At 30.9% G+C, this 12,135-nt stretch carries 10 protein-coding genes; 9 read left to right on the plus strand and 1 reads right to left on the minus strand.

Annotation, left to right across the window (positions count from 1 at the left end; translation table 11 throughout):
- Positions 1–7 precede the first annotated feature (7 nt).
- From NH26_RS17610 to NH26_RS17650, 9 genes are all read left to right on the plus strand, one after another.
- Positions 8–2,794, plus strand: coding sequence for a hypothetical protein (locus tag NH26_RS17610; RefSeq protein ID WP_044220100.1), 2,787 nt, complete (start codon positions 8–10; stop codon positions 2,792–2,794).
- Positions 2,795–2,891: 97 nt separating this feature from the next.
- On the plus strand, positions 2,892–3,437 hold the full coding sequence (lptC, locus tag NH26_RS17615; RefSeq protein ID WP_044220104.1) for an LPS export ABC transporter periplasmic protein LptC: 546 nt from the start codon (positions 2,892–2,894) through the stop codon (positions 3,435–3,437).
- Between the two features lie 10 nt (positions 3,438–3,447).
- Positions 3,448–3,666 carry a hypothetical protein gene (locus tag NH26_RS17620; protein WP_044220107.1) on the plus strand — a complete coding sequence of 73 codons (219 nt, stop codon included), beginning with the start codon at positions 3,448–3,450 and terminating at the stop codon, positions 3,664–3,666.
- Complete coding sequence (locus NH26_RS17625; RefSeq protein ID WP_044220110.1) at positions 3,663–3,860, plus strand: hypothetical protein; 198 nt, start codon at positions 3,663–3,665, stop codon at positions 3,858–3,860. The genes NH26_RS17620 and NH26_RS17625 overlap by 4 nt, the downstream gene beginning before the upstream one ends.
- A complete protein-coding gene (locus NH26_RS17630; protein ID WP_044220113.1) occupies positions 3,860–4,624 on the plus strand; it encodes a hypothetical protein in 765 nt (254 codons plus the stop codon). The genes NH26_RS17625 and NH26_RS17630 overlap by 1 nt, the downstream gene beginning before the upstream one ends.
- A 131-nt stretch (positions 4,625–4,755) precedes the next feature.
- Positions 4,756–6,852, plus strand: coding sequence for a hypothetical protein (locus tag NH26_RS17635; protein ID WP_044220115.1), 2,097 nt, complete (start codon positions 4,756–4,758; stop codon positions 6,850–6,852).
- Positions 6,853–7,188: 336 nt separating this feature from the next.
- The gene (locus NH26_RS17640) at positions 7,189–8,724 is read left to right on the plus strand and encodes a hypothetical protein (protein WP_044220118.1); all 1,536 of its coding nucleotides are present in this window, start codon (positions 7,189–7,191) and stop codon (positions 8,722–8,724) included.
- A gap of 223 nt (positions 8,725–8,947) precedes the next feature.
- The gene (locus tag NH26_RS17645) at positions 8,948–9,526 is read left to right on the plus strand and encodes an RNA polymerase sigma factor (protein ID WP_084812225.1); all 579 of its coding nucleotides are present in this window, start codon (positions 8,948–8,950) and stop codon (positions 9,524–9,526) included.
- Position 9,527: 1 nt separating this feature from the next.
- The gene (locus tag NH26_RS17650) at positions 9,528–10,379 is read left to right on the plus strand and encodes a hypothetical protein (protein ID WP_139263151.1); all 852 of its coding nucleotides are present in this window, start codon (positions 9,528–9,530) and stop codon (positions 10,377–10,379) included.
- On the opposite strand, the gene NH26_RS17655 is transcribed toward NH26_RS17650, so the two are convergent.
- A complete protein-coding gene (locus NH26_RS17655) occupies positions 10,380–11,909 on the minus strand; it encodes a hypothetical protein (RefSeq protein WP_044220124.1) in 1,530 nt (509 codons plus the stop codon).
- Positions 11,910–12,135 lie beyond the last annotated feature (226 nt).

Consider the following 12,135-nt stretch of genomic DNA (forward strand, 5'->3'; position numbering starts at 1 on the left):
TTTTCCCTTGCCTAAATTAATCAACAAACAAAAGCTTTTTATCACTCAATTAATAGCCCTGGTATTTATATTTATCGGGTTCTATTTTATTGATTTTGCCAGAAAATCTGCTTACGAAACCGATATATGGCATGTAGTTGCTAGTGAAGCAATTGCATTAATAGAAGTAGAGCATCCTGAACAGCTTATTGCTGTAAAAGATTCGTCCACGTTTTTAAATGCATTAAATGATTTAGAAGGTGGTAAGAAGTCGTCTCAAATTTTAAATCAATTTTTAACTTTATTAGACTCTGCTGTAAACAACCCTAGACTAGGGGTGAAAGGTAATGTCTATTTTTCTTTAAACTCAACGGGAAGTAAATATTCTTCTTGGTCGTTTTATATTCCAACAGAGGAACGTTTTTACTTAGATTATTTTAAGCAACTAAAAAGTTTACCCAATAAAAGGTTTCACAGACAGTATAAAGGAGTCGAAGTTCAAGAGTTTGACTTGAGTGGTGAAATTTTATCAGTCGCAAAAATTAGAAATTTTATTGTCGCATCAACAGATGCATTATGGATTGAAGAAGCCATTAGAAATGATGGTGAACGTTTTTATGATGAATATTATTTCGAAACTCTAAATCAACAATTTCATCAATACAATTCTTCTAATAAGTTAATTGACGGAGTAAATATTTGGCTTCGACCAAATGCTATTGTGGAATGGTTTGCTGGGATGAAAGATTTAGGAAAGGAGCATCCGTTTCCTGATTTATTGAGCTATACCTTTGGGTTAAGGCTATACGATTGTGAGGAGAAAGAGAACGAAGTTACTGTAAAAGCACATAATCAATTATCAAAGGATAGTTTTTTAGCTTATGTTGATGACTATTTAGGATCTTCTGAAGATCATACTTTTAAGATGATGACAGATGATATAGCCTTTTATGAAAGATGGAATGTCCGTGATGTAGAAGGGTTTATCCAACAATCAAAAGTATTTAGTAACACCCGAAGTTCTAATTTTATTTCATCCAGACAGCAATCATTTGATAAAAAAGGGATTCAACCAAAATTACTGACAAATCATTTAAAAGGAGATTTTGTAAAAGCCACAGTTGCTAACGTGACCGGTAATACATGGAATAGTCTTTTTTTCTTTGAAATTGAAGATAATATTGCCCTAGATAAAGATCTTATAGATTTTAAACGATCATACGAAAAAGCAACAAAAACCAAAGCTGAAGTTATTGGTAGGAGTGGGTTTTCAATATTAAGAATTAAAGAAGGTGACCTCACTGGAGGTATGTTTGGAATAAATTTTCAAGCAAAAAGTTCAGTTACTTACCTTGTTAAGGTAGATAATTTTCTTGTGATCTGTGGGGATCTACCTACATTATCAAAATGGCTTAACGATTGGTTGGTAAAAAGAAGGTGGGTCAATCAAAAACAGTTTAATGTTTTAATCAAAAAGTTGAAATCAACAAAGTTTAAAGCTTCGATGGTTTTTAACTCTGAAACTTCTTGGTCTTCGATAATCAATGCATTATCGCCATCTTATCAACGTTATTTTAATCGACATCGTCAATTATTATTAAGCCTAAATTATCAGGTTTGGGGATATCAATCCAATAAATTTGAATGGTCAGGTTTATTTAGTGGTGAATTAAGAGAAGATAAGGAAAGAGTGGCAGAACTTCTCTTTTCTAAAGAGACCGGAGTGACTTTAAAATATCCTCCCTTTGTTTATAAAGATGCTTTCGGAGGGATAGAAGGGTTTGCTTTGATTGATAAGGAAAATATTTTAGAGGCTTATAATTTTACTGGAGATACTGTTTTTTATCAAGAATTTGATGCTGAACTATCATCAAAACCTGAATTAATTTGGGATGAAAATCAAAAATCGTCTTTATTCGTAAGTCAAAATAATAGAGTACTTCATCTTTCAAGAGAAGCTCAATATTATAGTGATTACCCTGTTAATTTACCTGATATCTCTAAAGTAGCCTATTTAAAGTGGTTGCCATGGCATGCCGATGGAAGTAAAGATTTTTATCAGAATACAGAAGGAATTCTTTTAGCTGTAGATACCCTTGGGAATATTTATGGCATGGACCCGAATGGAAATTTAAGAGGGAAGTGGAAACCTGTGAATACATTGCAGAAATTATGTATGCCACCTTATGTATTTGAGTCTAATGCTAAAAATTATGTGATTACTCTATCAGATGAAGGAAAGTTGATTCTATTTGATGCTGAAGGGAGATATATGAATGGTTTTCCTAAACTATTTAGAAAGAAGGTTTCACCAAAGATTTTTGTCGTAGAAGATGCTACTTTAGAGGGGACTTCTATTACTTTCATATCTAAGATTGGGGAACTTGTAGAAGTTAACGCAAAAGGTGGAGTAGAACGCCTTGAGATGTTGGGAGATAGAGCTTCAAATAGAAGGTTTCAATTATTGATTGATGAAGCAAGAAATCGGAATTATTTAATAATGGATCAAAGATATGGCCATATCAAGATCAAAAATTCTGGAGGGCAGTTAATGTTCTCCAAGAAATTTAAAGAGAAATCTTTAGCTATCGGTCAATGCTTTGATTTTGGTATAGATGCAGAAATAGTCTCTATCACTTTTCCGAAAGAGAAGAAAACATATTTGTATTACTCCAACGGTAAACCATTTATCTCATCAAGTTTAGAGAATGAATCAGAAATAAAAATGATTTATAAATCAGAGCTTCAACAGTTTTTATTAATCACTTCAGTAGGTAATAAAACAGAAATTCATACGGTTGACAGAAGAAATTAGTCTATAAAAACTAAAATACTGTTAATCTAGCTACAAAGATCAATCTTATGTATATTTTTGTAGTGTCAAGTGTTTACACATAACAACAAGACAAACAATGGTTAAGAAGATATTCATATTATTAATTGCTTCAGTAGCATTATTCTCTTGTGGAAAAAAAACAAGAACTAAAAAAGAAGCAAGACAAATAGCACTAGGAGTTGATACTCCAGATTATACTGCTTTTAATATTGAGACAATGCATACAGAAGATGCAATGCCTAAAAATAAATTAAAAGCAAAGGTACAAATGCGTTATAAAAACGGTAATGAAAGATATCCTGATGGAATCGATATCATTACTTATGATCAGGAAACAAAAGAGGAGTCTTCTCATTTGATTGCTGATAGTGCTATTTATACTGCAGACAGTACTATGTATACAGTGTATTCTAATGTTGTATTAGAAGACTTTAAGAAAGGGCAAAAATTAGAAACAGATACTTTGCACTTTAATAAAGAAACTGGTGATATTTTTACAGATGATAATGTAAAGATTACAACAGAAAATGAAATTGTTACAGGTAAAGGTATGCGTGCAAACCAAAACAATCCTGAAGAATACGAAATTCTTTATATTACTGGTTCAGTGTACGTAGACTAACCAAAAAGATATGAAACAAACGATATTGGTGGCACTTGGTGCCGCCTTTTTCATTATTGGGGTACACCAAACTTTTCATTATGGTATACCTAGTAGCTATTGGCTTTTTATGTTGTCAGGGGCTTGTTTTTTATTGATACAATTATCTAAAAAAGCACCTCAAAAGCAAGATCAGCAAGAAGCTCCTCAAAAAAAATCATCTAACAAAAAACACAAGAAAAAGAAATGAATTGGTCAATTATATTTAGAGAGCTGAAGTTCTTTACTTTTTTTGTTATTGGCTATATCCCTGTATTTTTAGGGGTCATGTATATAATACAAGAAGAACCTCAATGGTCTTACTTTTATCAAGGAATGTTAGTCGCTTTTATTGTAACTTACGTGGTAAGAACCATATTATTTATAATGAGAAGTATAGACTAATGATCAAAAAAATACCTTTTTTATTTGCCTTATTAATCCCTTTTTTTACTCAAGCCCAATACAGTTTAAATGAGGAAAATGAATCTAATTATACATTAAAATCTAAGGATTTGATGAATAATAAGATTCAGATTTACAATATCTGTTATGATATTTCTTTTAAATCTATTAGTCCAAAAGGAGTTGAATTTCAGAAAGATAAATGGATGTATGATATTCTTCGTAGCTCAGAAGATCAGAAGGAAGACTTTTATCTTTTGATGTCTAGAGGTACTGCTATTCTTCCTAGAAAAGTATTTACTAAAGAAGAAATATTATCTGAAAAGTTTCAAAACAGCAATGTAGAAGGGTATGAAGTAACCAAAAAAGATAAATTGTATGAGGCTAAAGGAAGTAAATTTAATCCATCATACGAATTTATTATTAATGTATTCGACCCCAATGAAAAGGTGATGCAAGAGCATGTTGAATCTATGATTCAATCATTGGGAGAATTAAAATGGGAAGATAAAACTCTACAGCCAACACGTACAGTAGTTAAAGAGGGGTCCAATTTTGATAGAGTGATGATGCAGAAAACCAATTACCTTACTCGTCAAATTTCCTTCTATTATGCATTAGATGAAAACACAACATTAGTACAATATTATGTTTTAAGTTATGTCTATTCACTACCTCCTGCATTTGTAGGTGGGGCTAAAATGATGATAGATAAGGTGAATGAAGGAGTTTTATATGGAATTAATGCTTCAGCCAATCTTTAATTCGAAATAGTTACGGTTTTTATTGCATACTCTAAGAATTGATTTTAACTTTTAGTATCAGTTTATTTGATAGTTGAATAATTATCTATCAATCGACACTTTAATAAAGCAGAAGTTGGAAATCTAAATCCATGAATGGACTATATATTGAATACTCTTGGTGGTGGATGTTCTTAGGAATTACCCTATGTGCTATCGCTACTTATTTTTTCTACACTCAAAAACAGGTTTGGACACTGAACATCAATAGAATTTTGATTGTCTTAAGGTTTACAGCTTTACTGATGATTTTTTTCTTATTGTTGGATCCTATGATTAAAAGTCTTCAGAGGTATTTTGAGCAACCTATCATTTCTTATATTATTGATGATTCAGAATCAATGATAGCCACACTCCCTATTGAAGATGTAAAAGCTTATATCAATAAGGTTAAAACCTCTGCTGAAGAATTAGAGAACAATGGTTACACAACTAAGTTTTATAATTTAAGTGGAGAAATGCTGACAAAAGCTAGTTTAGATCAACTGTCTTTTAATTATAAAGTGACCAACTTAAGTAATTCTATTCAAAAGTTAGAGGAGCTGAATGAACACGAAAACCTTGCTGGTATTACCTTAGTTACTGACGGTATTTTTAATCAGGGCTTTTCTCCACTTTATGTTCCATCTTTAGTGCCTATTTATACAGTAGGTATAGGAGATACCATTCCACAAATAGATCTTCAGGTAAAAGATATTTATGCTAATAAAATAGCTTATATGGGAAATAAATTCCCTGTATTGGCTGAAATTGTAAACGAAGGGTTTGTAGGGAAAGAAGTAGAAGTGTCTTTAAGCAATAACGGAAAAATATTAGAGCGTAAACGTTATAAAATCGCAAGTGAGAAAGGTTTTGAACAAATAGAGTTTTTAGTTGAAGCTAAAAAGAAAGGCTATCAAAAATTTACTGTTTCTGTAAGAGGTCTTGATGGTGAATTCTCAAAAGAAAATAATTTAAAATCTACTTACGTAGAAGTAATTGAAGGTAAAGAAAAGATTTTACTTATAGCCAATGCACCACACCCTGATATTAAAGCTATTCGTGCAGGAGTTGAGAAAAATAAAAATTATGAATTGCACGTCTATATCCCTGGTTTAAAATTTAAAAATGGATTAGGGTATGATAAAAAAGCAAAATATGATTTAGTGATTCTTCATGAATTTCCCAATATCAAACAAAAAGCAGGGTTGCTGATCAAAAAGTTTTTAAAGGAAGGATTGCCTATTTGGTATATTGTAGGTGATAAAACAGACATTAATTTGTTTAATGCCCAAAACTCTCTTTTAATGATTAAAGGTTACAGAGGACAAAAAGATAAAGTAACCGTTGCTTTTGATGACAACTTTAAGACTTTTACCTTCCAGAAAGAGAAAAAAGATCTGATAGAAAAAATGCCTCCAATAGAAGTTCCTTTTGGAGAATATGAATTAAAATCCGGTCATACACTGATGTATCATAAAATTGGAAGTGTGACAACCTCCAAACCATTTATGATCATAGGAGAAACTAATGAGATAAAGTCTGCAGTAACTGTGGGTACAGGATTATGGCAGTGGAGGCTACAAGAAGGGTTACTCAACTTAGAAGAAGGAGCAGTTGATGAACTAATTAGTAAGGTGATTCAATATCTATCTACTAAAACAGATAAAAGAAGATTTAGAGTAAACACAACCCAATCTGAATATTCAGATATTGAAGATGTTGTGATCGAAACAGATGTATATAATGATATCTATGAATCTATTTATGGACAAACAATAGATCTAGTTATTAGAAATGATAAAGGAGAGAAATCTACTTATACTTATTTAAATTCTTCCCCATATTTTAAATACCATTTGTCAGATCTATCTGAAGGTGTTTACACGTATAAAGCATCAACTAAAATTGATGATAAAACAGAATATGCTACGGGAAGTTTTACAGTAAAAACAATGGAATTAGAAGCTTTAAATCCAACGGCTAATTTCGAATTATTGAGAAATATTTCAGATAAAACAGGTGGAGGATTCTTTGATGCATCTAGTATTGATAGCTTCACCGATTTGATGAAAAGTAATAAATCGCCTCAAAAAATTCATGCAGAAGAGACCTATAAAGAACTAGGTTCAACTTATTGGATGTTGGCATTTATTTTTATTTTACTGTTTTCAGAATGGGTAATTCGTAAGATCTACGGATCTTTTTAGACTTTTTAAGTTTATTTTGAAAATATCGATTTCAAATGATTTAATAGAAAATCATTTTCATTAAAAGTCACGAGTGTTATTAGACTATTTATTGACAATTTTTTAGTCATATTTTGTTTTCGTGATAATTAGTGTAATAATTACATTATTTTGATGGTAAGGCACTTAATAGTGGAACGAATCCATAAATAAATTTTACATTTGTGGAGTGAACATTAAGGTATTGTATTTGTAAGACTACTATAACATTGAAGGTGTTGTGGGGTTAAACTATATAATGTCTTTCATCCAACACAAATTATATATTCACACAGCATAAACAGAGTACCAAATATTATGGGATTCAACAAATTGACCACAAAGGAAAAGGCTTTAAAAATTAACCTTGATCCAAATATTTATGGTTCAATTGCAGAAATTGGTGCAGGTCAAGATGTGGCTGCTAATTTCTTTAAAGCAGGTGCCGCTTCAGGTACTATTGCAAAAACAATGTCCGCTTACGATATGGCTTTTTCAGACGCTATCTATGGTCCAGAACCAGGAGGTAGATATGTTTGTCAAAGTAGGGTAGAGCGCATGCTTCATAAAGAGTTTAGCTTACTTGGAGAGCGTTTACCTAAAAGATCAGATAGTACTTGTTTTTTTGCTTTTGCAGATACTGTAGAACAGCTTAACTTTAATCGAACAAACCAAGGACATGGTTGGTTAGGTTTACGTTTTCAGACAAAACCTAATGGAGGAGCCAATGAGGTCGTACTTCACGTAGAACTAAAAGATAATGATCCACTTTTACAACAAGAGACTATTGGTATTCTTGGTGTCAATTTAATCTATGCATGTTTTTACATGACAGACAATGTGGACGACTTTTTAAGTTCTTTGATGGACGAATTAAGTATTCATAAAATTATTGTCAACTTCGTAAGGGTATCAGGACCTGATTTCTTAGACGTAGATAACCGTTTGTTAAGTCTATTATTAGTAAAAAATGGATTAGCAAAAACAACTATGTTTGGCCCTGACGGTCAAGTGGCTTTACCACAAGAATTCCTTTACAAGAAAAACATCTTGGTACTTAGAGGTCGATTTAGACCAATTACCAAAGTAAACATCGATATGATGGAGCGTTCTTATGAACATTTTAAGAACGACCCTGAAGTAGACGAAAATAATATAGTAACAGTTGCCGAGCTTACCTTAGCGAACCTAAGAATATCTGAGGATCGTAAAAAAGATGAAAGCGATTTCTTAGATAGAATAGATATGCTTTGCTCGTTAGGGTACACTGTAATGATCTCTAAATACCAAGAGTATTATAGATTAACCAATTACCTTTCTCGATTTACTAGAGGTAGAAAAATTGGCGTTGCAGTAGGTATGTATAACTTGGAATACATTTTTACTCCTAAATATTATGAACACCTTAAAGGCGGTATTTTAGAAGCCTTTGGATTCTTATTTGGTAGAAATATTAAGCTTTATGTTTATCCTTCTCTTTCGAGAGATCATGATCATAATAAGCAAACTGTTCTGACAAGTAAAAACATGATTATGGATAAAGAGATTCGTTCTCTTTTCAATGCTATGGTTGATGCCAATAAAGTAGAGGACTTATCTAATTGTGATACAGAAAATCTAAATATTATTTCAGATAAAGTATTACAAATGATTAAAGAAAATAATTCTGCTTGGGAAAGTATGGTACCACAAGTAGTTGTTGATCAAATTAAACAATATTGTTTGTTTGATTATCCTTGTACAGTGGAGCAAAAAATTGAAATTGAAAAATCTCGAAAAGAATCGACAAGACAACGTCAGAGAGAAGTAATGAAAAGAGATTATGATGAGCAAAAAACATCATCTTCTGAATAATTACATTTATTTTTAATTAAAAAAGTCATCTCCCTAATAAGGAGGTGACTTTTTCATTTTATTGATATAACATAGTGTAAAGTATTCATTGAATGAAATGAATACCCTTATCCTTTCTAATATTTGATATTAATGGGTGTTTTAAATAAAAAAGTGCTTGCGAATATTCTCTTTTAAAGAATTGAGCTTAATTTAGTAGTATTGAATTTTATAGATCAAACTAATGATGGTACATCAACAATATAAAACATCCTTAAACACTTTATTAGAGGACCTAAAAGTACATAAAGAATCCGCATGGACTTACTTATACACCAATTATCAGTCAATGGTAATAAGTCTTGTTAAAAAGAACGGAGGTGATGAAGAAGCAGGTAAAGAGGTTTTTCAGAATGTGATTATTGATCTTCATAAAAATGTCGAAAGAGATAAAGTAAGAGAAGATTCTAATCTTAAAAATTACATTTACACATTGGCTTATAATCAATGGAGAGTGTATTTGAGAAACAATAAAGGAAAGAATGATGAATTAGATCATGATAATTCTTTATTGGATGAATCTGTCAACTTTGATGAAGAACAATACGAATTGTTTGATGATTTATCAGAAATAATAAATCATTTAGGTGATAAATGCCAAGATCTCATTTTATCTAAATATTCAAAGATAAAGATGTCTATGGCTCAAATAGCAGAGCAAATGGGTTTTGCTAACGCTAGATCTGCAACATCTCAATTGAATAAGTGTATGGAAAAGGCAAGAAAGGAAGCGGTTGGAATACTTAAATCAAAAGGATGGTAAAATGGAAAATCAAGAAATAACTACATTATTTGATGCTTATTTAGATAAAACATTAAATAAAGATGAGGTATTGGCTTTTGAAGAGAAGTTAAATGATGATGCAAACTTTAAAATTGAGTTTGAAGCTCATCAATATTTAATAGATTTTGTAGAAAGGAAAACATTAATAGATAAACTTAAACAGTTTGAGTCTACATTTCTTCCAGATAAAACGACTTTAATAGACGATTATTTAAATAACTCTTTGTCGGAAGAACTAGAGGAATATGTTCAAAATAAAATTGAGGAAGACAAAGATTTTAAATTAGAAATTGATGCTCAAAAGTTATTAATAGAACAAGTAAAAAGGAATCTATTAAAAGATAGATTAAACTCTTTTGAGCAAAAAGCAAATACAGCTGACATTGAGGAAACTAAAAAAGTAGTTTTTAAAGTTGAACACCCTCAAGAAGACCAAAAAAGAAAGATAGAGTTTACAAGGATTGTAGGAATTGCAGCGTCAGTTTTAATAGTTGCTTTCACAGGCTTATTTTACCTTAATTCAGATAGTACTCCTCAAAACTCTATGAAGATGATCTCTGAATATTCAATACAGGTAGAAGAGAAAAATGAAGGGTTAGGTTTTGCTAAAGAAGAACAACAAAATATTCAGGTGAAATTATTCATGAATAAAAAACTCAAAAACCATTATAAATTTAATAATGGAGTTTTGTCTCTATATTTTGAAAACGATGTTAAAGAACATAACGTTAACCTATTGTTTGATGCTACAGCAACTCCATCTTTTCAATTGAAGTTAGATAATAAAAACTACTTTATTGAGTTTACGGAAACACCACTTTTGCTAAAATAATTAATTTTGGATGGACCATCGGAACCAATTGACTACTTTCTTATTTTCAAACGTGAATCCTAGTTGGGTATCATAATAGGTAAGAATGGTATAAGGTCTATTATTCCATCTAAAGGTTGGAAACCCATAATGCTCCATATTGGTCACTTTACTCATGTCATCTCCAATAGAAATATCTTTTGAGCTACTGCTTTGATGATTATCGAATGTTTGTATGATACAGACTTCAGTGGTTTTATTTCTGTATATATATTTTCCAACACTTCCTTCATCATGGTAGTACAATACTGCCCAATTACCTAAGTCTACTTCATGAAATTGATCCGTTATTTTAAGGTCATCAGGAAGTAGATTATTTATTTTTTCAGTTTCTGGGGAGGTATGAATTCTTTGATTTACAATTTCGTTTTCATTCTCAAAAAAAGTATTGACCCACTCCATGAAATTATCATAGTAAGAAGCTTCTTTATTCATTTCAGCTTTCAAAACCTTTTTGTTATAGTTGTTGATATCACTATCCGAATGAAGATGCTTAAAGATACTTTCTGCAGAGGTATAATCTTCATTTAATGCCTTACTTATCCCTTGAATGAGATAAGCATTTTCTGAAAGAGTATTTTTCTTTTGTTTTAAATCAATGATTACACCACTTGCTGCATCTTGATTTCCACGAATAGAATAAGCACATGCCAAGTTGATATAGGCTATTTCGTAGTTTGGGTCTAATTCTATCGCTATTTTAAAATCTTGAATAGCTTCATCAATTAAATCAAAGGTCATGTTTCTACTAATTAATTCAGTAGTTACTTTCTTTTTAACTCTAACATCGAATTCAAACGGATAAATATAGGGATACAAAGATTGGTCTTTGACACTGTTTAAGTGCATATTTAATTTACATACACCAATATTGTTATGGATTAATTTACTTGGGAAATGATTGATAATAAATTGTAGACAACTTTTAGACGCTTCATATTGATGTATAGCGTAAAGATTTTGTCCCATTTGATAGATGTTGATGAGTGCTTCTACTTCAGATATAGCTTTTTGAACTATCTTTTTTCTTTCGTTTAGAGGAGGGTACCCTTTTATATTATCACTTAGTTTGTAGCTGTCGTAAATTTTATCCAGAATTTTAGGGAAAATTATATGAGTTTTATAACCTGCAACTGCCCCATAAAATAATCCAAATTTATCTGCTTCGTCTTCTAAAGTGGTTTGACTATGAATTTCGGATACCGTAGAAAATCCAAAGTTATTTGCATGATTTTCATAATAATGCCCTAATTCATGTCCAATAATACAAGCAAGGGCATTTAAAGAGTCACTACCTGTTGAACTACATAAATCGTATACTTTCTCATCTAGGTAGATATAATGATTACTATTTCCAGGGAAATATTTAGCAATGTATAGAGGTTCTTTGGATATCTTAAGAATGGGAACACTTCTGTTATCGCCTTTAGTTCTTGATATAGTTTCTAGAACTTCCTGGGCCGTTTGATATTTATAACTATCATTTGTCAAGAACTGTGCATTTGTTTTTGAAAAATGAAATATAAAAAACAGGATATATATGAAGTGTTGTTTCAAATTTTTTGAATTAAATATAGAATAATGGATGTACAAATATAACAACCTTAAACTAAATAAGGATAATTATATAAAAGGTTATGTGGCTGATTTTTTCTTCAATTATAGTATTTAATTAGTATTGTATATTAACTTTTTATTAAATATTTAATAATTACAA

Source organism: Flammeovirga pacifica, from assembly GCF_000807855.2.
GTDB lineage: Bacteria > Bacteroidota > Bacteroidia > Cytophagales > Flammeovirgaceae > Flammeovirga > Flammeovirga pacifica.